The 22,605-nt window shown below is 48.8% G+C and carries 26 protein-coding genes; 11 read left to right on the forward strand and 15 right to left on the reverse strand.

Annotated elements, in window-relative coordinates:
• Window positions 1-36 precede the first annotated feature (36 nt).
• Window positions 37-1,521, reverse strand: a complete 1,485-nt coding sequence (locus EXU85_RS04210; protein ID WP_142776608.1) for an APC family permease — start codon at window positions 1,519-1,521, stop codon at window positions 37-39.
• Between the two features lie 340 nt (window positions 1,522-1,861).
• Here EXU85_RS04210 and EXU85_RS04215 point away from each other — a divergent pair, with 340 nt between their 5' ends.
• A complete protein-coding gene (locus EXU85_RS04215; RefSeq protein ID WP_142770869.1) occupies window positions 1,862-2,473 on the forward strand; it encodes a cupin domain-containing protein in 612 nt (203 codons plus the stop codon).
• 281 nt (window positions 2,474-2,754) lie between these two features.
• Window positions 2,755-3,234 carry a DUF6252 family protein gene (locus EXU85_RS04220; RefSeq protein WP_142770870.1) on the forward strand — a complete coding sequence of 160 codons (480 nt, stop codon included), beginning with the start codon at window positions 2,755-2,757 and terminating at the stop codon, window positions 3,232-3,234.
• A gap of 79 nt (window positions 3,235-3,313) precedes the next feature.
• Here the strand turns inward: EXU85_RS04220 and EXU85_RS04225 are convergent, their stop codons facing one another.
• Window positions 3,314-3,877, reverse strand: coding sequence for a hypothetical protein (locus EXU85_RS04225; protein WP_142770871.1), 564 nt, complete (start codon window positions 3,875-3,877; stop codon window positions 3,314-3,316).
• A gap of 33 nt (window positions 3,878-3,910) precedes the next feature.
• Window positions 3,911-5,569 (reverse strand): FAD-binding dehydrogenase, encoded by a 1,659-nt coding sequence (locus tag EXU85_RS04230; RefSeq protein ID WP_142770872.1) that lies wholly within the window; start codon window positions 5,567-5,569, stop codon window positions 3,911-3,913.
• A gap of 266 nt (window positions 5,570-5,835) precedes the next feature.
• On the opposite strand from EXU85_RS04230, the gene EXU85_RS04235 reads away from it, so the two are divergent.
• The gene (locus tag EXU85_RS04235) at window positions 5,836-6,567 is read left to right on the forward strand and encodes an SH3 domain-containing protein (protein ID WP_142770873.1); all 732 of its coding nucleotides are present in this window, start codon (window positions 5,836-5,838) and stop codon (window positions 6,565-6,567) included.
• A gap of 9 nt (window positions 6,568-6,576) precedes the next feature.
• Here the strand turns inward: EXU85_RS04235 and EXU85_RS04240 are convergent, their stop codons facing one another.
• Complete coding sequence (locus EXU85_RS04240) at window positions 6,577-8,970, reverse strand: glycoside hydrolase family 20 protein (RefSeq protein WP_142770874.1); 2,394 nt, start codon at window positions 8,968-8,970, stop codon at window positions 6,577-6,579.
• A 98-nt stretch (window positions 8,971-9,068) separates the two neighbouring features.
• Here EXU85_RS04240 and EXU85_RS04245 point away from each other — a divergent pair, with 98 nt between their 5' ends.
• The gene (locus EXU85_RS04245; protein WP_246859424.1) at window positions 9,069-9,689 is read left to right on the forward strand and encodes a DUF6134 family protein; all 621 of its coding nucleotides are present in this window, start codon (window positions 9,069-9,071) and stop codon (window positions 9,687-9,689) included.
• Window positions 9,690-9,786: 97 nt separating this feature from the next.
• On the forward strand, window positions 9,787-11,115 hold the full coding sequence (locus EXU85_RS04250; protein ID WP_142770875.1) for a lytic transglycosylase domain-containing protein: 1,329 nt from the start codon (window positions 9,787-9,789) through the stop codon (window positions 11,113-11,115).
• 131 nt (window positions 11,116-11,246) lie between these two features.
• Here the strand turns inward: EXU85_RS04250 and EXU85_RS04255 are convergent, their stop codons facing one another.
• Together EXU85_RS04255 and EXU85_RS04260 are read right to left on the reverse strand one after the other, a co-directional pair.
• Window positions 11,247-12,185, reverse strand: a complete 939-nt coding sequence (locus EXU85_RS04255; RefSeq protein WP_142770876.1) for a homoserine kinase — start codon at window positions 12,183-12,185, stop codon at window positions 11,247-11,249.
• A gap of 99 nt (window positions 12,186-12,284) precedes the next feature.
• Complete coding sequence (locus EXU85_RS04260) at window positions 12,285-12,689, reverse strand: hypothetical protein (RefSeq protein WP_142770877.1); 405 nt, start codon at window positions 12,687-12,689, stop codon at window positions 12,285-12,287.
• 236 nt (window positions 12,690-12,925) lie between these two features.
• Here EXU85_RS04260 and EXU85_RS04265 point away from each other — a divergent pair, with 236 nt between their 5' ends.
• On the forward strand, window positions 12,926-13,312 hold the full coding sequence (locus EXU85_RS04265; RefSeq protein WP_142770878.1) for a hypothetical protein: 387 nt from the start codon (window positions 12,926-12,928) through the stop codon (window positions 13,310-13,312).
• A gap of 134 nt (window positions 13,313-13,446) precedes the next feature.
• Here EXU85_RS04265 and EXU85_RS04270 read toward each other — a convergent pair whose 3' ends face one another.
• Both EXU85_RS04270 and EXU85_RS04275 read right to left on the reverse strand, forming a co-directional pair.
• Complete coding sequence (locus tag EXU85_RS04270) at window positions 13,447-13,926, reverse strand: hypothetical protein (RefSeq protein ID WP_142770879.1); 480 nt, start codon at window positions 13,924-13,926, stop codon at window positions 13,447-13,449.
• A gap of 146 nt (window positions 13,927-14,072) precedes the next feature.
• Window positions 14,073-14,639: a hypothetical protein gene (locus tag EXU85_RS04275; RefSeq protein ID WP_142770880.1), complete on the reverse strand. Its 567-nt coding sequence runs from the start codon at window positions 14,637-14,639 to the stop codon at window positions 14,073-14,075.
• A gap of 153 nt (window positions 14,640-14,792) precedes the next feature.
• Between EXU85_RS04275 and EXU85_RS04280 the strand changes: the two genes are divergently transcribed.
• The 3 genes from EXU85_RS04280 (at window position 14,793) to EXU85_RS04290 (ending at window position 17,902) form a co-directional block, all read left to right on the forward strand.
• Window positions 14,793-15,632, forward strand: a complete 840-nt coding sequence (locus EXU85_RS04280) for an SDR family NAD(P)-dependent oxidoreductase (RefSeq protein ID WP_142770881.1) — start codon at window positions 14,793-14,795, stop codon at window positions 15,630-15,632.
• A 139-nt stretch (window positions 15,633-15,771) separates the two neighbouring features.
• Entirely contained in the window at window positions 15,772-16,617 is an 846-nt protein-coding gene (locus EXU85_RS04285) for an MBL fold metallo-hydrolase (protein WP_142770882.1), read from the forward strand.
• Window positions 16,618-16,660: 43 nt separating this feature from the next.
• Window positions 16,661-17,902: a VCBS repeat-containing protein gene (locus EXU85_RS04290; protein ID WP_142770883.1), complete on the forward strand. Its 1,242-nt coding sequence runs from the start codon at window positions 16,661-16,663 to the stop codon at window positions 17,900-17,902.
• A gap of 191 nt (window positions 17,903-18,093) precedes the next feature.
• Here EXU85_RS04290 and EXU85_RS04295 read toward each other — a convergent pair whose 3' ends face one another.
• The 5 genes from EXU85_RS04295 to EXU85_RS04315 form a co-directional block, all read right to left on the reverse strand.
• Window positions 18,094-18,444: a hypothetical protein gene (locus EXU85_RS04295; RefSeq protein WP_142770884.1), complete on the reverse strand. Its 351-nt coding sequence runs from the start codon at window positions 18,442-18,444 to the stop codon at window positions 18,094-18,096.
• A gap of 1 nt (window position 18,445) precedes the next feature.
• A complete protein-coding gene (locus EXU85_RS04300; RefSeq protein WP_142770885.1) occupies window positions 18,446-18,796 on the reverse strand; it encodes a hypothetical protein in 351 nt (116 codons plus the stop codon).
• Between the two features lie 66 nt (window positions 18,797-18,862).
• Window positions 18,863-19,450 carry a hypothetical protein gene (locus EXU85_RS35735; protein ID WP_246859425.1) on the reverse strand — a complete coding sequence of 196 codons (588 nt, stop codon included), beginning with the start codon at window positions 19,448-19,450 and terminating at the stop codon, window positions 18,863-18,865.
• A complete protein-coding gene (locus tag EXU85_RS04310) occupies window positions 19,380-19,634 on the reverse strand; it encodes a hypothetical protein (protein WP_142770886.1) in 255 nt (84 codons plus the stop codon). The genes EXU85_RS35735 and EXU85_RS04310 overlap by 71 nt, the downstream gene beginning before the upstream one ends.
• A 21-nt stretch (window positions 19,635-19,655) precedes the next feature.
• Window positions 19,656-20,030, reverse strand: a complete 375-nt coding sequence (locus EXU85_RS04315) for a hypothetical protein (protein ID WP_142770887.1) — start codon at window positions 20,028-20,030, stop codon at window positions 19,656-19,658.
• 144 nt (window positions 20,031-20,174) lie between these two features.
• Between EXU85_RS04315 and arfB the strand changes: the two genes are divergently transcribed.
• A complete protein-coding gene (arfB, locus tag EXU85_RS04320; protein ID WP_142770888.1) occupies window positions 20,175-20,576 on the forward strand; it encodes an alternative ribosome rescue aminoacyl-tRNA hydrolase ArfB in 402 nt (133 codons plus the stop codon).
• Here arfB and EXU85_RS04325 read toward each other — a convergent pair.
• Window positions 20,573-21,061: a hypothetical protein gene (locus EXU85_RS04325; RefSeq protein WP_142770889.1), complete on the reverse strand. Its 489-nt coding sequence runs from the start codon at window positions 21,059-21,061 to the stop codon at window positions 20,573-20,575. The genes arfB and EXU85_RS04325 overlap by 4 nt on opposite strands.
• Window positions 21,061-21,621: a hypothetical protein gene (locus tag EXU85_RS04330; protein ID WP_142770890.1), complete on the reverse strand. Its 561-nt coding sequence runs from the start codon at window positions 21,619-21,621 to the stop codon at window positions 21,061-21,063. Before EXU85_RS04330 ends, EXU85_RS04325 begins: the two co-directional genes overlap by 1 nt.
• Window positions 21,622-21,884: 263 nt before the next feature.
• On the opposite strand from EXU85_RS04330, the gene EXU85_RS04335 reads away from it, so the two are divergent.
• Window positions 21,885-22,574: an RNA polymerase sigma-70 factor gene (locus tag EXU85_RS04335; protein WP_246859426.1), complete on the forward strand. Its 690-nt coding sequence runs from the start codon at window positions 21,885-21,887 to the stop codon at window positions 22,572-22,574.
• Window positions 22,575-22,605: the final 31 nt, after the last annotated feature.

Here is a 22,605-nt window from a genome sequence, read left to right on the forward strand (position 1 = left end):
GAGTTTTGGATAGTCGTTGGTTTGCATAGCAATGTCCTACGAAGCCTGCTGACTGCGTTTCGTCAGGAAGTAAACGGGTATACCCAACCCGGCAATCAGCAGACCCATACCGGTATTGAATGTTTTTGTATAGAGCAAAATCATACAAATGGTTAGAGCCGCAATGATATAGAGGGCTGGTACAATGGGATAGCCAAACGCTCGGTAAGGTCGTTCAGTGTCAGGCTCAGTACGCCGGAGCCGGAATAGACCGGCAATGGTGACTATGTAGAATACTAAAGAAGCAAAAGTGCAGTAATCGAGCAGATCACCGTATTTCCCAGACAGGCAAAGTAAGGATGCCCAGATACATTGTAACCACAACGCCCGGCCCGGAACCGCATTTTTATTCAGGTGTGATGCCTGCTTGATAAACAGGCCATCTTTGGCCATCGCATAATAAAGCCGCGCTCCGGCCAGAATCAGTCCGTTGTTACATCCAAAAGTCGAAATCATGATCAGAACCGCCATAACAGCTACGGCCACATTCCCGAAAACCGTTTCGACAGCAGCCGTGGCAACCCGATCGGCGGTGGCAAATTGAATGCCCCGGCTGATGATGTCTGTACCGGCTGGTGAACCTTTCAAGGGCAACAGCGATAAGTACGAAACGTTAGCCAGGAAGTAGATGGTTGTCACGATCAAGGTTCCAAAAAATAGGGCCAGCGGGATATTACGACGTGGATTTTTGATCTCACCGGCAATAAAGGTCACATTATTCCAGGCATCTGCCGAAAACAGCGAACCAATCATCGACGTACCAAACGCCAGTACCAGGGCAAACCCCGCCAGTGGCAGAATCTCACCCGTAGCGGTTGTTGTGCTGGCGGCCCAGGCATTGGTGAGGTTAGTCGACAGCAACCCACTGCTTAATCCGATGGTAATCCCGATCACAATTAGTCCGAGTAGTGCAATTAGTTTAGCTGATGTAAATACGTTCTGAATCAGCTTGCCACTCTGAACGCCCTGGCTGTTGAGCCAGGTTAGTAAAACTAAGCTTGAAATCGCGAATAGGGAGCCGAGTGTGATTTTAATTGGCCCGAGAGCCAGTAAAACGTTATCGGGGCCGAGGGCTGGAATAAATACAGCCGTATACTTGGTAAACGCTACTGCTACGGCGGCTATAGTTCCGGTCTGGATAACGGTAAAAACCGTCCAGCCATACACGAAACCCGTTAGATGGCCATATGCCCGTTGTATATAAATGTATTGCCCGCCTGCTTTGGGCATCATACCGGCCAATTCGCCATAGCTGAGTGCAGCCGCTACCGTTAGTACGCCCGTTAGCACCCAGAGCATGAGCAACCAGCCCGACGAGCCCAGGTTACGGGCCATGTCGGCAGTAACGATGAAAACCCCGGACCCAATCATGGAGCCGGAGACAATAAGCGTGGAGTCGAGCAGGCTTAGTGAGCGGTTGAATTCAGTAGGTTCTGTAGCCAGATCGGCAGACGGAACGGAGAGCGGTTGGTTTTCGGCCATGAGGAAGTTAGTCATACAGTTCGTTGGATGGTGTTGTGAGTTTAGAAGGCAATTCGAGTCACCTTAGCTGACCACTTCACCAATTACCAAAACTACGTACAAGAAGCGGGCAATTGCCCAAAAAAGCAAACCGCTCCGATAAATCCTGTTAGTATATCCTCACTTGATCAGAAACTAAATCTTGTATATCGCACTGATGGGCAAATAATATTTTGCAATTTGTGCGAAATTTTCTGCGCTCAAAGCCGGTTGCTACGTTGCTAGATAGCCAGCCTACGGCAAACGGTATGTGTGCAGAACGGATACAGAACAGAACAACAATTGAACGCCTTAGTTAGCAATGCAATTTAACGAACAGGAGTATCTGCAATCTAACCAGCTTGATAAATATTGTTTAGGATTGCTCAGCCCCGGCGAAGCTAAAGAAGTAGAGCGGTTGGCCGCTAAGTATCCATCTATTCGGGCCGAGCTAGATCGGCTTATGCAAGCAATGGCTGATTATGCGCTGGCTCGACCCGTTGCGCCCAGGCCTGAGTTGAAAAGCCGAATAATGCTGGCGTTGAGCCAGCTGGATCAGACGCCAGCTTTTGATTTAAACGAACTACCACTCATTAACGCCAACTCCAGCGCCAACCAGTGGCAACGGACAGTTGCGTCTATACAGCCTCCACCCACGTATCGAAACCTGTTCGCGCATGTTCTCCGGCAGGATGCGGAAATCGAGCAGTTTTTAATATGGGTAAAACAGTCAATTAATCCTGAAGTACATCACAACGAACAGGAGAGCTTTCTGATTCTGGAAGGGAGCTGTGAGTGTTCTTTTGGTGGTGAACTAGTGCAGTTAAGTGCAGGCGATTACATGGCTGTGCCGATTGATCTGGAGCACACTGTGCGGGTCAGTTCCGATACGCCTGTGAAAGCAATTATTCAGCGCTTGAAGCTACCTGCCTAGCATCAGGCGAGTTGTTTTTAATGAACGCCAGCCGAGGACTAATCCCTTGGCTGGCGTTTTGTTTTAAACCGCTTGTGTAGTCATCCCTACCGCTTCTAAAGTCAGGCCTGCTTGCTGTAGAGTCTCTCTGATAGTGCCCTGTCGGTTCTAGTAGTTTTGACATGTCAACGGAGGAAAGGGCAACCAACACACTCCTTTTGATCGGCTTGAGTGATGGTCACTCAGTTGAAAAATACCTTAGCTGATTCTACCAATTCATTTTAAAAACTTCTCTGTCAATCATGAAAATTGCTCAGTTTTTCTTCTTTATGGCTATTGCAGCCCTGCTTAGCTTAAGTTCCTGCAGCAAAAAATCGGACGACGGTGTTACGCCGACTACGACACAAGCGCAGGCCGGTTTTTCGGTGAAAATCGACGGGCAACCCTATGCACCTGACTTTGCGTACGCACTTGCCAGCTCGCCTGGAACCAGTAACTATTATGCCATTTATGGCCTCGATAGTAAAACCAGTGATATTGTGGCCATTGCTTTACCCAACACTGTTGCCGAAGGAACCTACGCCTTAAGCAATGTCAATTTTGCAACCATGACCATTGCTAAGGAAGATTTTTCGACGGTGAATGGCGGAACTGGAACCGTGACTATTAAGACCAAAACCGCAACCAATATAACGGGTACATTCAGCTTCACCGCTTATGATGTTACCGGTACCAAAAAGCGGGTGCTTACCGATGGTACCTTCAATGTTGCGATTCGCTAAAGGAAGATAGGTTAGGAAGTTAAATGGCCAGTTTCTGAGGAGACTGGTCATTTGTTTTCGTGCAGATAGCTGAGCAACGCTATTTCTTTAGCCGGAAACAAACATAGAAACCTGCTCTAAGCCATAGCCGGTCGGAATGCGATTCGTGCAACAGTAGGTTAGAGATCCTACTGTTTTCAACACGCCACTGATAGTCTGGACCGCCATAAATATCGACTGTAAAACGGTGGCTTTTATAAGGCTGAAAACCGAGAAGTACGCCCGTATATTTCTCATGTATTAGTTTACCTTCATCGTCTGGAGAAGCCTCATAGTCATACGATTGTAGACTGCCGTATCCTACAAACGGGCTTATATAATAACCACGGTTTTTCTGGCCTTCTGGATTTATGTAGTAGCGATAGGCTAGATAAGCTTTCGGGCCTTTGGTAAAACTCTCTCCCAGAGCCTTATCTACACGATAGACGCCATTGATTTGTATTGATGATTTAGGGGAGAGTCCTACTTCGATACCACCACCCAGCGAAATAGGAATATACTGGCCGATGTGAATGGGATTTAGTTGTAACTGAGCCGTAATAGCCTGCGCTGCGAGTTGAACAGGTAAGAGGGCTACTACGAAAAAAAGCTTTATGAAAGTCATTCTAGTTTCTAGAGTATAAATTGGCCAATGTTCTCACGCAATCTCCTCGGCCGCTGCCCGTCCTGCGGTGCGGCCCGAAAAGATACAGCCGCCTAGAAACGTTCCTTCCAGGGCTCGATAGCCATGCATACCACCCCCACCAAAGCCAGCCACCTCACCTGCTGCATACAGACCGGGAATGGGTTCGCCGTTGTGGCCCAATACACGGCTGGATAAGTCGGTTTGGAGGCCACCCAGGGTCTTGCGGGTGAGGATGTGGAGCCGGACGGCAATGAGTGGTCCGGCGGATGGGTCGAGTAGTTGATGTGGTTTGGCGGTGCGAATCAGTCGATCGCCGAGGTAGTGGCGCGCTCCTCGAATAGCCGTAATCTGTGAATCCTTGCAGAATGGGTTAAGAATTTGACGATCACGGGCAATAATCTCTCGTTCCAGCGATGCCAGGTCGATGCGGTTTTCGCCGGTTAGGGCGTTCATACCGGCTACTAGATCAGCCAGATTGTCTTTCACGATGAAATCGACTCCCTGACTTTTAAAGGCTTCGACCGGCGCAGGTGCCGATTTGCCAACCGCGCGACCCAGCACCTGTCGCCAGCTTTTGTTGGTTAAATCCGGGTTTTGCTCTGAGCCCGATAAGGCAAATTCCTTTCGGATAATGGTTTGATTCAAGACAAACCAACTGTAATCGTATCCTGTCTGGGTAATATGCCGGAGTGTGCCCAGCGTATCGAAACCTGGAAATAGGGGCACGGGCAGTCGATTCCCGCAAGCATCGAACCACATGGATGAGGGGCCGGGCAAAATACGAATACCGTGCTGATTCCAGATGGGAGCCCAATTCTGGATACCTTCGGTATAGTGCCACATCCGGTCGCGGTTGATCAGATTGGCCCCGGCGCTTTCGGAAATGGCTAACATACGCCCATCTACGTGTTCCGGTACCCCAGAGAGCATGTGCTTTGGTGGCTTGCCTAATCGTTCCGGCCAGTTTTGTCGAACCAGGTCATGATTGGCCCCAATTCCGCCCGACGTAACAATAACGGCCTGGGCTCGAAACGTAAATTCACCCACAACGACTCTAGAACTTTTCTCCCCGCGTCTCACCATACTGGGTTCCAGAATATCGCCATGAATACCAACAACGCACCCGTTTACTAGCGTCAGTTCATTAACCCGATGGCGGAATTTTAAGGTGATCAGCCCCCGTTTAACCGCTTCCCGAACACGGTATTCAAAGGGAGCCAGTACACCGGGGCCGGTGCCCCAGGTAACATGAAATCGAGGAACTGAATTGCCGTGACCAATAGCCCCGTAGCCACCCCGCTCCGCCCAGCCAACAACCGGGAAAAACCGGATGCCCTGCTGCCGCAGCCACGAGCGTTTCTCACCAGCCGCGAAGGCAACATAAGCTTCTGACCATTTTCGGGGCCAATGGTCTTCAGGCCGGTCAAAGTCGGCGCTGCCCAACCAGTCGGTTAAGGCCAGATCGTAGGAATCGCGGATCTTTAGCCGACGTTGTTCGGGCGAGTCCACCAGAAATAATCCACCAAACGACCAGAAGGCCTGGCCGCCCAGGTTCTGTTCGGGCTCCTGGTCAACGATTAGAACCCGTTTGCCCGCATCGGCCAGTTCGGCGGCTGCAACCAGTCCCGCTAGCCCAGCCCCAACAATGATAACATCTGTTTCCTCGTGCATAAAACCGCCTTGGCTCGGGGCCTGAATGACAGGCAATAACCTTCAGAAATAGGTAGAGCCTCAACGTCGAGCCAGAGTTGTAAGTAGAACCTATTTATTCGCCAATATACTCGTCTGTGGTCGCTCATCAACATTCCGTAATCTGACTATAACAAGTCGTAATAACATTGACACAATTTGAAAATAATTTCATCTTTACTGTGCTGATTATCGGTTGATTGTGTCAGTGGGATGAGCCCGATATCGCCAACCCTCATACACCATTCATGAAGAAAAAACTATTGGCTACCTGGCTGTTTCTGATAACAGCCGTTCAGGTCATGTCATGGCCATTGATTAGTGGCACCAGTCAACCGCTGAAAGTAGGTGATGTCGTGTTTGTTCATGCTCCGGCTGGACTTACGCTCCGTAAAACCAACTCCAGAGATGGAGCCAAAGTGGCCTTAGTCTCTTACGCGGCTGCACTCACAATACTGGCAATTCCTGATTCCAGTGCTCCATACAAGGCCGAGTCGATTGATTCGTTTGCGGTTAGCGGTGGCTGGGTGAAGGTAAAAACCCGCGATGGTCTGGAAGGCTATCTGTTTGACGGCTATTTACTGCGCTATCCGCCAGTCCTAAAAGAGCCACAAGATGGTGTTGATCTGATCGACTGGGCTTATCGTACACTATCTCCACCGAAAGGAAAACGAATCACCCTGCCCCAAATTGAGGGTAGTATGGAACGCTATAAGCAGGTTTTTGTCGATGGAGCCAGCTTTGAACTACAGGCGTATCCGGGTGGATCTACGCAGATACTGGACATATCTAAGAGTAAACTCACGATGCAGGACGCATTGATCTTTTTTCGGCCTGTATGGTTCCTGAAGGGAAAAACGACGGCTACCTATGATTCGGTAAAACAACGACTGGAGGTTAATGGGGAGGACGGTACCTCCCAGTTCACGATTCAGTCAAAAGGCACTCGATTGCTGTTACGTTTCGCAACGGCTGATTAATCGGGACGATTACCTCACCTCCAGTTCATCTATCATCAGTTTAGCAGCTTTGCCGGGGTAACGTAAACCTGCGGGTACCTGGCCAACGTTTCGGGCGATGATGCGTACATAGCGGGCAGTGGTGGCCTGAAAGTCGAAGGGGAGCCGAACAAAGGCACGCTTACCCCCTTCGGCAGTATTGGTTTTAGCGGTCAATGCCGGTATGAACGTTTTACCGTCCTCCGAAAGCGAAATCTCGACCTGTTTGGGCAAACAGATGTTCTTCGCGGTGTATTTCAGAAAGCCAACCCGAACGCTTTCAACTGATTCTGGCTTGCCGAGGTCAATAACCACGTTCAGATCATTTTTAAAGGCTACGACATTGGCAACTTCATAGCCACCCATGCCGCCTGTTACGCCATCGGTCAGGCTGTAATTGCGATCGGGTCTATCGCTGAGGGGTGCATTGAGGAACGTATAGGACTTACCGGTTGCCTTCGAAACGATATATTCCTTTTCCACCTTTGCCAGTTGGCTGAGGGGCTTCCCATTGACAAACGTCGCTGTTCGGATGGTTGCTGACTTGCTGAGGAGGATTGGTTTTTCGTACAAGGGAGATTCCCCGGATGGAATTCGGCCATCCAGCGTGTAGCGAATGTCAGCAGGCTGCTTTCCGGCTAAGAGAGTCACTTCTACATGACCATCTGGGGTGGATTTGCCTGAGGGAAGGGCGTCGTAGATAGTTCGGGCGAAGTTGACATCCAAGTTCGTTAATCGCTCGAAATGCGTTGTTAAACGACGGGTAAAATCATCGTAATTTTTCTGGGTTAGCGGGGTCCAGGCAACCTCAGCCATAGCGGCTGCACGGGGCCAGATCATGTATTCCGCCTGCTCGGGTGTTTGGATATACTCCGTCCAGATGTTACCCTGTGCCCCCAGAATATGGATTGCCTCTGTTGGCGACAGTCCGGCGGGCGTAGGATCATACGAATACACTTTCTCCAGGGGCAAAAAACTACCGAAAGCGGTAGGTTCCTGCGCCGGATCACCCTGATAATGATCGAAATAGCAAAACTGGCCGGGTGTCATAATCACATCGTGGTGTTGGCGGGCGGACTGTATGCCTCCTTTAACACTACGCCAGCTCATGACAGTTGCGTTCGGTGATATACCACCTTCCAGAATCTCATCCCAACCAATAATTCGACGACCTTTTGAGGTCACAAATTTATCGATGCGGGTGATGAAATAGCTCTGAAGTTGATTCTCATTTTTGAGCTTTTCCCGCTTCATAAGCTGCTGACAAAACGCACTTTTTCGCCAGGCGGCTTTCGGGCATTCATCTCCTCCGATATGAATGTATTTGCCTGGAAATAAATCCATTACTTCGGTGAGTACATCCTGTAAAAACGAAAATGTCTTTTCCGTTGGGCAGAACACATCCTCGAACACGCCCCATTTCGTAGCCACCTGATAAGGCCCTGGTGCACAAGCTAGTTCTGGGTAGGCGGCCAAAGCAGCCAGCGCATGACCAGGCATTTCAATTTCAGGCACTACATTGATATACTTCGTTGCTGCATAGCGAACTACCTCTCGGATTTCGTCCTGGGTATAAAAACCACCATAGGGCTTCCCGTCAAACTCCTGTGGGTCAAAGTCATCGTAATGGCCAAGTATCGTTTCGCTTCGTCGGGAACCGATCTGCGTTAGTTTTGGGTACTTTTTGATTTCGATACGCCACCCCTGATCATCCGTCAGATGCCAGTGGAAGTTGTTGAACTTATGGAGCGCCATTAGATCCAGATACTTTTTGATAAAGGCTACCGAAAAAAAATGTCGACCAACATCAAAACTCATCCCTCGATACCGGTAGCGAGGTTTGTCCTGAATCCGGCAGGCGGGAATGGGTAGAGCGTGGCGCAGGGGGCTTGGCGCAGGGACAATTAACGCCCCCCTGCTCCCTGCGCCATGCTCTACGCCAAAAACCACCGGTGGCAGGAGCTGATACAGCGTTTGAACCGCGTAGAAAAATCCTTTTGGACTGGCGGCTTCAATCGTTACGAGCTGAGGAGTTACGTCGAGGTGATAGCCTTCGTCGCCCATCGTTGTGTCGCGCAGGGGCAGAAACTGAATTAAGTTTGCGCCTGCATTCTGGCCCGACTGGGGTGTTTTGTCAAGGTTTCGAACAGTAAGAGTTAAGCCACTGCTGCCACTAATCCGTTGCGTAAACTGCTCGGCAATTGCTTTCACATCTGCCTGCGCAAACGGTACTATAACCGTTGTGCGCTGACTGACAATGAATTCGCCAGCGCGGGGTTCGAGTTGCGCCGGGCGAGGAATGATTGTATAGCGATCCGTAGATTGGCAAAGGCCGGGTACTAACTGCAAACTGAGTGCAGTGATGAGCAATAAGCGGGTAAGCATAGAAATTCTAAAGCTGGCTACTAACTTGCCAATTCAATCTATAAACGTACAAAAGGCGGTGGCTTGTTGTACATGGAAAAAACAACGCATTCGGGTACGTGAAGAAATCGCTAGCTGTATTAATTTTTTGTGTCTACTGGTCATGTTCACAGGCACAAACAACTACCGAGGCAGGCCCTGCCGAAACCCATCATTACGCCATTGACATTGCCGGTATTCGCGTGGGTACGATGACAGCCGTGCGACAGACAATGGCTAATGACCAAACCGTATATACGCTGATCAGCGATGTGAACGTGAATTTGCTGGTGTATACCGTGAAAATCTATTACAAGGTTATCAACCGATTTGAGGGTAAAAAAATGGTACTTTCGACGGTTGATGTACACACTAACCGGGGCGATTTTACGTCCCGAACCGAGTGGAAAGGAGATCACTATGATATCAATGCCGACCAGTATAAGTACAAGCGTCAGACTATTGAAAGTAAAAATATTGATTTTTCAAGTTCTCTTTTGTACTTTTACGAACCACTAGGACGAAATAAAGTCTATGCCGAGTATTTCGGCGATTATTTCACCCTAAACCGGACTGCTTCCGGAACCTACCACGCCACCATTGATGACCGGGCCGACGACTACATTTATCAGAATGGTCGTTTAGTAAAAGTGATTAAACATAATTCAGTGAAGAATTTCATAGTGCGGCTGCTGGATTAGTAACGTAGAGTCAGGACATAGTGAGAAGCCGCTGAGTATCGAGTGCCGTTTGGACTGAACGGCGTAGTAGCGTACCCACCGTAACCCACTACTGTTAATGACGAAACTATTCCTGATAGTATCGGCTGGAGTCGGCTGTATCACCCTCATCGCCCAATCGGCTGTTGCTCAAACCAGCCAGTTCCTCGCCCTAAACGTTGCTACACCTGTTAAGGCTCTAACGAATCGGTTAGCGTTTGCCAGCATCGAGGAAAGCCCCGTTCATTTCTGTGGAGAAAATATACCCACAAACCACCCGGCTATTGTTGAACGCTGGACGCGTACCCTCAATCATCAGGCAGCTTTAGCGGCAGACCTGACCGTATTGAAACGCCGGGCATCGGTAGTTTTCCCCATTATCGAGCCGATTCTAAAAAAATACCGGATTCCTTCCGACTTTAAATTTCTGCCTCTGCTCGAAAGTGCCGTTACCAACCGGGCTGTTTCCCGAAAAGGAGCGGCTGGTTTCTGGCAATTGATGCCGCAAACCGCTCAGTCGCTTGGGTTGAATGTATCCCACCGGCGCGATGAACGCTTCAATCTCTTGAAAGCAACTCATGCTGCCTGCCGATACATTAATGAACTATATGATCAATTAGGCTCCTGGATGCTCGTTGCAACGGCCTATAATGCTGGGCCTAACTACATTCAGCAGCTCAGCCGTCAGCATCCGGATATGCATCCTATGGCGTTGCCGTACCGCGCTGCCGAAACCAAAGCGTATCTGTTTCAAACAGTTGCAATTAAGGAGTTGCTGACTCGTCCACAGGCATATCGTGACCGTCTGAGTGCCCGGAATCTGGAAGCCCTGAGCGAGGGAGCTGACCCGGTTGCATCTGCCGAACGGGCGGTGATCCTGGCATCCTTCGATATGGATGAACGGGATGTGGCAAAGGCTACCCTAAACGGACTTGGCGTTGATGAACAGGCATTAGAGAAGGGAATAACATTTGTTACGGATTCGACAACAACGGTTGTGCTGTTGAACGACGATGAACCAGCAACCGAAGTCGTCCCGAAAAAATCGACACCTACAGACAATCAGGTTGCACCAGCTGAACCAGCATCTGCCCCGTCTGTTATGCGGTTGGTAACCCGTAGCCTGAGCGAAGGCCCATTAACCGAAGGGAAATTGTGTTTGTTTCAGGTGGTGCAACCCATTACCTTGAACGGCCGAACCTTTGCCGTTGGCGATATGATTCAGGCACACATCGAAGTTATTGATGCGGGATCGAACCGGGTTTTCCTGCGTACCGATCAACTGACGACCGCTCAGACCCAGGAAACCTTCGCTCTCAAATTAGTCGCCACAGAAGAACCCAGGCATCCGGGTGTTGCACTCCCCGCTCGGTTAGAAGGCTGGACGTTGAGTTGGGAGGTTCTATAGTTTTGAATTCTGTGGTGTCAGATGCTTACATCTGACACACAAGAGGTTTCTCAAAACCGATTGACGCATTAGGTTTTAAGAAACCTAACGTGTCGGTTAGAGTAACCGACATCACGTCACTCATTCAAAATTCATTCATTCAAAAGTACCTTCGGCCCCTGTTTATTAATTTCCGAAACGTAGGCTTCGCTAGTAATGCCGACAGACAAAAATGCCTGCTGCATGGCTGCACCAACCTGCTCAGCGGTTTGCGCATCACGGCTGAGGGCGAACATCGACGGTCCCGAGCCAGAAATACTGCATCCCAGAGCGCCATTATCTAGCGCGGCCTGTTTGGCTTCATTGAACTCCGGGATTAAAATAGAGCGCACCGGCTCAATAATTACATCGACCAGCGAGCGGCTAATAAGGTCATAATCCGGTGTCATTAACCCCGCAATCAGGCCTGCCACATTACCCATCTGGATAATGGTGTTCTTTAGCGAGACTTCATTTTTGAGAATAAACCGGGCATCTTTCGTATTCACCTCAATATCGGGATGAACAAGCGTACAGAACAGGTTAGCCGGCGTATCAATCCGAATAACATCCAACGGCTGGTAACTCCGAACCACCACAAAACCGCCTAACAAGGACGGGCCTACATTATCGGCATGGGCCGATCCGCAGGCAATTCGTTCGCCTTCCATAGCAAAAGGCAACAGCTTCAGGATGGGTAATGGTCGGCCAAGTAACTCATTGGCGGCAAACACACCGGCTACGGCACTAGCCGCGCTGGAACCTAAGCCGCTACCCAGGGGCATCTGCTTATGCAGTACAACATCAAGGCCCACATCGAGCCGATTGATGTGCTTCAGGAAAGTTTGAATGGCAATACTGGCCGTATTTCGACCTGCTTCACGCGGAAGCCGGCCTTCATCCCCAATAATATCCGTAATCCGAACACCGGGCTCATCGCTGGCAGTGAGGGTAATCTGATCGCCGGGATTATCAACAGCAAACCCAAAAATATCAAACCCACAGGCTACATTGGCAACAGTAGCGGGGGCAAACACACGAATAGAATCCACGATAGAAGAAGAGGCAACAAAACGCAAAGGTAATGATTTGGCTTGGAAATCAATTTTGTATCGAGCGTCTGTTGCCAATTCAGTTGATACTTGACCAATCTACTTTATTCGTAAAAAGCCCAGGTGGCACCCTTCAAAACAGGACTGGTACAGGCGAAGTGTATCACTACTTAGATAAACTTGTTCGGTATACTCACTGGCGCTGGGGATGAAGCGAATCCGGATCATCTGATTCAGACTATCAAGACGAAACCGGCTGAATGCCTGATAGGTCTTTAAGTTATCCCCCTGCGCCTGTAGATGACCATCAGCTGTAAACGTTACGTATTGCTCAGGTTTGGATGGAATCTTATCGATGATATAGCCAGCACCTGGTGAATAGCCTCGTTCAAACAGTTGCCATGTGCCGGGTAAGCCACTTCCCTGTATGGGTATTATGGAATCGTCGGAATGGCAATTAATAAGGGTAGCCAAGAGTGTGAGAATAATCAGCCAGCGGTTCATAGGTTACCTTTTTTCTATATAGGACTCTATTGACGACAAAAAGGTTGGAAGCGCCTAATTTTCGTATAAGGATTATTACTTACTTATTTAATTCATATTTGTCTTATTATCAGTAGGTTATATTTGAATATTAGTAGATTAAATTTTCATTGTTGCTGCCACGCTTTCTGGGCAAGTGGCGTATAGTCAGTTAACCCCTGAATAGGTTCCTATTTATTTACTTAACCGATAATCTAATGAAGAAACTGATTGTAGCTGGTTGTGTTGTAACAGCTTTGCTGGGCGGATACGCCTGTACGAAGAGTTCAGATCTGTCACCTGATGATACCAGTGCCGCGGCACGTACCTCATCTACACAGTCTGGCTCAGTCACTAGTCCTCACAGCGGTACGGATACACGACCACATAGTGGCACGGATGGTCACGGTGGACCTCACCTGGGAGGGCCACATAGTGGTACCAATACTCCTCCTCACAGCGGTACGGATACACCACCCCACAGTGGTACCGGTACCCCACCGCATAGTGGTACGGGCACTCCACCCCACAGCGGTACTGATACACCCCCTCATAGTGGTACGGGTGGCCCCGGAGGCCCTCCACGTGGCCCGAAACATGGCTAACCAGCACGTAAAAAAGCCAGCCCTTGTCAAAAGGGCTGGCTTTTTTACGCGACAAGAGCTATTCTATTGATTCTAAGAGATTCTACAGAGTTGACAATTCGGCCCAACAGAATCTAATTTGGTCAGTCATTAACTTACTCCCCGAACAAGCTGTTCCACATACCTTTAGCCTTTTCTTTAGCGACTTCGATCTGGAGGGCTGCTTCGGCTTTTAGTTCGTCTAATTTGACCTGTGCAGCTTCCAATTGGACAGCGGCTTCAGCCTTCATTTCATCAAATTTATCTTCGGCTACATCCGATAATTCATCAGCTTTCGCGGCAGCGGCAGCAAACGCTGTTTCGGCCTGAGCCTGTAAATTGGCCAGGTTTTCGGCTGTAGAAGCTTTAGCGGCTTCAAAATGCTCCGAGGCTTTCGCTTTTATACCGTCAATATCAATGTCTTTTCCAAGCTCCTGCGCCTGAGCAACCAGTTTGTCTTTCAATTCGTCAAGCTGAGTGGCGGCTGAGTCGAGGTGCTGACTTGCTTCTGCTTTAAAGGCTTCCAGTTTTTCGGCGGTTGTTGCTTTGGCTGCCTGAACGTCTTCGGCAGCTTTGGCTTTTTCGTTGTTTTCCATAGAATTCGTTTGTGGGATTTTGCGTAAAGTTGAGAAAATTGCGAAGAAAGCTACGTAGAATCGGATGAAAGGGAGGAAGGGGTAGTAAAGGGACGAAAAGAAGGATAAAAAAGAACATCAAGTTCCGTTCATTCCTCACGTCCTTTTCAACCAAGCCGTCTTATTATCAAACTATTAACTAGCTCAAAAAGGCCCGCTGGCTTGAGGGTACGCCAGTTGGCAATATCGAGCGTACCACCGAAATTGATGTAGTAATCGAGGTGGTATTTTTTCCATTCCCGTTCGATAAACTCGGGGGAGTGAATAGCCGCGATCCAGCCGTCTTCTACATCCTCGAACCATTCCTCATAATAACTATCGTCGGAGCCGTGGAAATTGAGAATGTTCTCGCTGATCAGAATGAAATATTTGATGCCTTCCTGAACGAGCGGATCAATAACCTGGCGCTTCAGATACATAATGTCGTTGTGAAGCGTGTCATTCCACTCGCCAAACAGTTCGATCACAACAAACTGGCGGTCGTAGTTAGCGAATAGAATCTTGCAATAGAGCGTTTCAGAACCTATTTCATCCCATAGCGGGTGAATGTAGTAGCCATAAATATCATTTTCATACTGCTGCATATTGTACTCCCGTTCGTGAAACGGTGACCGCTCATCTTCCGACGCGGTATAGTACTTCTCCCAGCCATAGAAGGGTTCAATATCTTGCATAAGTCAATGAGTGAATTGATGAATAAGTGACTGAGCGAATAGGTGAGCCGAAGTTATTCGCTCAGTCACTCATTTCCTCGTTCACTTATTATAAAAAGACATAACGTTAACGTACGCGCGATTGTTGACGTAGAGAATGGGTATGTTTACAGAATGAAATCCGTTCCCAAAACTATTCTAATTACCGGTGTCTCGACCGGTATCGGCTATGGTGCTGCAAAGCACTTTCTCCAGCGAGGCTATACCGTTTTTGGCAGCGTCCGGACACAAACGGATGCCGACCGGCTACAGGCCGAGTTTGGAGAAGCATTTACGCCCTTGCGATTTGATGTGACAGATGCCGATGCTGTAGCAAAAGCGGCCCATTACCTAACCGAACGACTGGCTGGGAGTGGTCTTGGCGGGTTGATCAACAACGCGGGCATTGCCATTGGCGGGCCATTGCAGGATCAGCCTATGGACGTGTTCCGAAAGCATTTCGACGTAAATGTAATTGGACTGGTTCAGGTTACGCAGGCCTTTTTGCCGTTGCTGGGGGCTCGTGAAAATCATCCTGTTCTGCCGGGGCGGATTCTAAATATCAGCTCGGTAAATGGACAGGTGGCTATTCCGTTTATGGGGGCGTATGTTGGATCGAAACATGCAGTAGAAGGACTATCACATAGCCTGCGTCGTGAACTAAGCTTATTGGGGATAAAGGTGGTTATCGTAGGGCCGGGCGCCGTTCAAACGCCGATCTGGGGGAAAGGAACGGACATGAGTCCATACGCCAATACACCTTATTACCCGGCTATGCAGCGGTTTCTGAAACAGGTCGCTGTATCGGAACGTAAAGGATTCTCCATCGATTACCTTGGCCAGCGTATTGTAGAAATTTATGAAACCGAAAAGCCCCGCATTCGCTATGCGCTGGTACCGGGTAAGTTGATGGGCTGGATTCTTCCCCGCCTGTTACCCGCGCGCGTGCTGGATTGGGTTCTGGAACGAATTTAGGAGTGCTAGCCGTGCCGGCGCATCCTCGGTCTGTGTCCTCACAGAACGCCTGTGGATAGCCTTCACTAAAAGCGTTCTGTGAGGACACAGACCGAGGATGCGCATTGATTTATCTTAAATACTAGTACATCACAATGCTATGCTGAAACCCGCTTTTCAAAAAGACGAAACGCTTCTGGCTGATATGGAAGCGGCCCGGAGCCAGCCTGGTGCCTTGCACAGTTGGTGGTTGGGTCAAAGTGGCTTTTTGCTTCAATACAACGGCAGGCAGCTATTATTTGATCCCTATCTCTCCGATTCCCTGAGTCGTAAATATGCGGATACGGATAAACCACACGTACGGCTGTCGGAGCTGGTAATCGATCCGGCCCGATTACCCAGGATCGATGTGGTTACATCGAGCCACAACCATACCGATCATTTGGATGCCGAAACACTATTGCCAATTAGATCAACCAACCCTGACATACAGTTTGTGATACCTGAGGCAAATCGAGCCTTCATTGCCGATCGACTGAAAATAAAACTGGATTGGCCCATTGGTTTGACTGATGGACAATCAGTAACGGTAGATGGCTTCGTGGTTCACGGGGTTCCTGCCGCACATAACGAGCTTGAACGTGACGCCGAGGGGCGTTGCAAATTCATGGGCTTTGTTGTAGAAGTGGGTCCTTACCGGGTGTACCATTCCGGGGATACGCTTTGGTACGATGGGATGGTGGATATCCTTCGGCCATTCAACGTAGATGTGGCCTTTCTGCCCATCAACGGCAACAAACCCGAACGGCGGGTAGCGGGGAATCTCAACCCCGACGAAGCCGCCAAACTTGGTCATGAAATTGGGGCCAAACTCGTCATTCCGCACCACTACGATCTGTTCGAATTCAACACTGCTGATCCAGCCGATTTCGTACACGCCTGCGAGCAATATGGCACGCCGTATCGGGTGATGCAGTTAGGTGAGCGAGTGAGTATAGGCCGGTAGAAGCAAGTTTCGGATCTCTTTGCTTTATAACAAAACCACTGCGATGAAAAACGCTTTATTCCTTTGCCTGCTAGCCGTTTCGCCATTGCTGGCCCAGCCCGACACCACCCAACAGGATGCTCTGAATTTCAAAATTCAGGTGGTCGATAACCAGATCAGTATTGGGTATGGTATGGCCATTGGCGATGTAGACGGCGACAAACAACCCGACATTCTACTGGCCGATCAGAAAGAAATTGTCTGGTATAAAAACCCTAACGCGAAAGATGGTCAGTGGAAACGGTACGTCATGGCGGCTAATCTAACGCCACAGGACAACGTGTGCATTGCCGCTCGCGATCTGGATGGCGATGGGCTTGTGGAGGTGGCCGTTGGCGCTGGCTGGAACCCTGCCGAAACAAGCGATAGTACGAAATCGGGGGCGGTGTTCTACCTCATTCGTCCGCAGGACCCAACCCAGCGCTGGGAATCTGTACGATTGCCGCATGAAGTTACCACACACCGAATGCGTTGGGCGAGAGTTGGTAAAGACAGTTACCAGCTTATTGTGGTGCCATTACACGGATTGGGAAACAAGAATGGGGAGGGGCGAGGTGTTCGAATTTGGGGTTATGAGTTTCCGAAAAATCCACGGGGTGCCTGGAAACGCCATTTGGTGGATTCGACCATGCACCTTACCCACAATTTCGAAATCTGGGAAGATGGTGATAATGGCTCGGCTACGGGACTGATTGTTGCCAGCAAAGAAGGGGGTAATATATTCCAGTGGCGAAAAAAGAAATGGCAACCGATGGACGAAGAATCGGCGAGTAATTCCCTGCCCTTGCTGACCAATGATGTAGCAGGTATTGGTGAAATCCGGCGATTGGACAATGGCAAACGCATTGCCACCATTCAGCCTATGCACGGAAATCTGCTACAGGTAGAAAGTGGATTTTATTCGCTTCGAAAACCCCGGAAACGATCTGATGACAAACAAATCGATGTGCTCAGCGACATGCTCAGTCAGGGGCATGCCTTGGTTTGCGGTGACTTCTTAGGAATAGGAAGCGATCAGATTGTAGCCGGTTGGCGTAATCCGAATGCCTACAAAAAAGTTGGCGTTCGGCTATTTAAACCGCAGGAAGTCAAGAACTGGAAAGGATATCCGCTCGACGATAGCGTGCGCATGGCTTGCGAAGACCTGCAGGCTGCCGACCTTGATAGCGACGGTGACCTGGACATCATAGCCTCGGGCCGGGCAACGCTTAATGTGTTGATTTACTGGAATCAACGAAAACCGTAATACGATTTTTGGTTTATCGTATTCGTTTAGTCGATGTGGTGTCGGTTACTTCTAACCGACAATTTAGGTTTCTCAAAACCTACAGTTTGCACCTACAGATTTTGAGAAACCTAAATTGTCAGATGTAAGCATCTGACAGCACGTTCAATGTTCCAGGTTGTGCAACATTGAACGTGAAACCTGAAACCTGTTTACGAGTTTCCCAACTGTCCGGCCAGCGATTGCAAGGCTGATGATACGGCTTCGAGCCGGGTTGCCATATCCCCTTCTGAACCCATAAACGTACTGAACTCGGCTGTTTGGGTAGCTAAGGTGTCGAGTAGCTGGATCAACTCGTTCGTATTAATTTCATCACTCTCCAACTGCGTTTTTACCTGCTCGAGAGTACTTGTGAGATCCTTTGCATTTTCGGCCTGACGGAGTTGAACCAGCCACTGGTCAATAACCCCCAGACCACTTTGCGGAGTTTCGGGCCCTCCTTCACTCTCCAGAACGTTCATCGTTGAGTCAAGGAGCTCAGAGGATTCTTCGTGAGTAAGCATATCATATCTGGTTAGTGAAATTCCGCAGCGCCGTTGATAACTGCTTAAGCTGACTTTCTGTTGTTGGGTCAACCGATGGTTCATGCGAGAGCGTCAGGGTATGACTGGCCATACTAAGCAGCCAGTGTCTAATTTTTTCGCCATCAGGCTGGCCTGTTTTGAGGTGATCGCGCAAGGCAGTTACTTCTGCCAGAATGCGTTCGGCACCCACATCGCCCGGTAGGGCATTTAACCAGCCTTCGAGTAGCAAAATGCCCTGTTCGGCCGAGAGTGTAGTTTGGCGTCCATCGCCGAGTGCGCCCAATGTATCGTTGAGCATCCGGTGCTCAAGTGTGGTTCCGGTTCCTTCCATGGTTTTATGTAGTGAATTGTCGTTTTGTTTTGTGGTCTGTTAGACGGCAAACTCAGCGCTACGTTATTATTTACTGCCGAAATCGCGTAGAATTTTTGATAAACTCTCTAACCCACCCGTCCAGGTGCCTTCCGAATTGGCGTCCTCGGCTACCGCCTGGGTTTTATCGGCCAGGCTCAGCAGCAGGTCTCGGATATACTGATCGTCGGGTGGAGTGGCCTGCAAAGCCGAGCGGAGTTCGCCAAGCTGGCCTTTAATCTGGTCGATATTAGGGTCGCCCTGTAACGCCTGAAGCCAGCTATCGAGCAACTTAATACCCTGTTCAGGCGAAATCTCGACTATATGTCCATGATGGCGAAACGCACTGAGTGTATTGGTGAGCGCCTGTTCTTCCAGATTATTTGATCCCATTGTCGCTAAATTTATCAGCCAGCTTGTTTGCTGTTCTTGAAATAACACAGTCGGGAATGGTTTGTTTGCCCGATGTTCGGGTTTGCCGATAAACAAAAAGGCAACCTGTGCCGGGAGAGTAGCCGATGGAAATCCATCAACTCGCCAGCACAGATTGCCTTTTAAGGGTTCGTTAGTATTGCGACCGCCCGCCCGATTGACTGGAATCTGCATCGCCAGTGCCGCCCGAAATACCCGGCCCATCGACCCGCGCTGTATCGCTTCGGGGTTTGTCTGCCGTTGATGAATGCGTGTAATCGTCGCCCTGTTCCTCGCTGGCCGTATCGGCTTCGCCCGAAAAGCGATCGTTGGTCGGGCCTCCGTTGCTGCCCGTTGTGTCGTCCATATCGACTGTTGGGTCGCTGTCTAATGGCTTGTCCTGTGTCATAGTTATCTGTGATTTTTGTTGTTAATCAATACGGCTGACCGCCTGGCGGTGCAAATTTTCGAGTACAGCAATCAATTGCGAAAGCTCAGTTTGTTCAGCACTGGCCTCAACTGTATCGGCTACGTTCCGGGTTTGCTCGATCAACTCTTGTAGGAGAGAGGCTATTTCCTGATTATCAGTCCGGTTGTAGCGAAGAGACGTGTCTAGTTCTGGGCGTAGCCGTTCAAGGGTTTCGGCAATATCGTCGGTGGCTTCATCGCCTGCTTCATCCAGCCTATTGAGCCATTTGTCAATGAGCGACAGGCCATCCGTTGCCGTTGTTTCATCAATAGCCCCATCGAAGGTATTCACCGTTTGATTGACGAGTGAAATCTGGGTTTGATCTCTTGATATCATGATTTAGTCTGTTGAGTAGGTGTCGGGCGTTTGGCTGTAGTGAGCCTTACCATTGAATCTGTTAGTTTTGACAAAAAACCGACTCCTGCCCTGATTGTTTGTAGGATAGCCAGGTTTTTCCAGACAAAAGAAAGTTGATCAAGTATGGATGCCACCCGTTTACAACCCGAATTACAATACCAGTTTGCCCGTAGTGGAGGGGCCGGTGGACAGAATGTGAATAAAGTAGCAACAAAGGCCGAACTGCGCTTCGATGTGCGCAACTCTACGGTACTCACCGATGACGAACGGGCTATTCTGGAAGAAAAATTAGCCAATAAACTAACGACCGAAGGCGAACTGGTACTGACGCATCAGACCGAACGGACACAACTGGCCAACAAAGAAAAGGTGACGAAGAAATTTTACCGGCTCATCGAAAAAGCCTTTGCTATACCGAAACCCCGAAAAGCCACAAAGCCCTCTAAAGCTTCTATTGAAGAGCGGATTACCCAGAAGAAACAGAAAGGCGATACGAAAGCCAATCGCAGAAAAGTAGACTACTAAAATCCATTATCTAACTCCACCGGGCTAAAACCCAGGAATCTAAAATAGGCCATCACGGCTACTTTGTGCGGATCGGCTTCCTCGCCTATACCAGCTCCGTAGCGACCCGATTTGTAGTTTATATAGACTTGGTCGTCATCACCAAACCATAATTCACCGCCTTGTAGAGCTGGAGCACCACCCGTAATATTCGTATGGCAAACTATCTGCCGGTCAGCATATGGATTAGGAGTTGATTCAGGGATTATTTTCAGTCCCTTTTCGTCAATAATCCACAGATATTTACCCTGAAAGGGGTGGTTCTCAAGTATATCGGCAACCACAACTGTTAATGGATTAAGGCTACTTTTAGTAGTGACCAGGTGAATGGCATCTGTAAAAATAATGTCTTCACCCTGTTCTATTTTTCGTTTAAACTGCGTACGCGCAAAAGGTAGAACCGGTGGCCCTAACTGCTGAATCCACTCGTCACTCAGTAAGGCCATTATAAACGAATATATTGTTTTTCCTTAGATTCCTCCATTCGTTTTAAACCATAACGCTGAAGTGTTTCAAGGGCAGTCAAAGGCTTTAATGGGCCGCCTTTTGATTCAGGCAATTTCGCGTAGTTGGAAAATAAATACCGTTCTGCCTGATCGATATAGAATTCATAGGGAGCCTGGGTAAAAAGATTTTCTATGAATTCGGCATTCAGAACGTGAGACTTACTCAGTTGATCTCTCACTATGTCTGAACCTAAAATTGATTCTAGCCGCCATATCTCCTCATAGCTTGAAAGATAGTCATTGGGTGAAAAACTAATAAGTATATTTTTCCAGACTATTTTCTGACTGCCTCCACGTTGGGGCTCTTTATCAGCATAACTTCTGTCCCTAAGTGGTACACCTAACAGTTCTTCGGTTCTTCGTTTAAAGGCTTCAGGGTCATTTGTTTCAACCACAGGTACATTACCTTTTCGTTCTTTGAGTGTAACATACACTCGTTGCTGATCTTCCAGAGATAGTTCATCAAACTCCTGAAGAACCTGATCGACTGTTGGTTTCATCTGCTGAAAACGTTGTTGTTCTTTTAGACCTAAGGTATTAATTTAATTGATCAATGACTAGTTCTCGGATAGGATTTAGTCTTTATACATGCTTCTAACGGGCCTAACCTGACAGATTTATGTGCGAAATTGTTGAGCGATAAATTACTGGTTTTGACTTTATTCCAGAAAAAGTTAAAACCAACTAAGGGGATTTTTTCGAAAAGTTGTCTTAGCTAGTAGATGATTGATTCTAACGAGATGAACTCGTTTACCAATAGGCTATGCAAGTACGTCAACTGATTGATCCCTTTAGCCAGCCTTTTTCGGCAAATTCTGTAGCCCAGCCTGTGCTTGGGGAAGCCGTTGAATCAATGGACGAAAAAACGGTTGGCAACGATTCGGAGCTATTCATTCGGCGGACGTTCAATGAGAGTCCACAGAAAGGCTGTGAACTGCTTTTCCGGCGGTATCATCAGGCTTTATGCAGTCATGCAGTTCGCTATGTGTATTCCAAAGAAACCGCCGAAGACCTGGTAAGCGACGTTTTCTGCAAATTCTGGAAAACGAAAGCCTACGAAAGTGTCACCTCATCGTATCGCTACTATTTGTTCCGCAGCGTTCGCAACGAAGCGTACAACTACCTCCGCCTGGAGTTTCAGCAACTGGACGATCTGGAAACGGCCAACGTTCAGGAAAGCGCATTCGGTCAGCGACCCGATCAGATCATTCAGTTTGAGGAAGTGCTGCATCGGGTGGAAGCAATGGTTGAATCGCTACCGCCCCAATGCCGGAAAGTATTCCTGCTCAGCCGCTTTGAAGGAAAAAAATACCAGGACATCGCTACTGAGCTGGGTTTGTCCATCAAAACCGTTGAGGTTCACATTGGTAAAGCACTGAGTACGGTTAGAAAGGGATTGAAAGACCATTGGCTGCTGGCGCTGCTACTCGCCTGCCGTTTGCTCCCTTTTTGACCAAAGCTGTCTCATCAATAAGCAAGACACA

Origin of the sequence: Spirosoma sp. KCTC 42546 (assembly GCF_006965485.1) — a bacterium.
Lineage (GTDB): Bacteria > Bacteroidota > Bacteroidia > Cytophagales > Spirosomataceae > Spirosoma.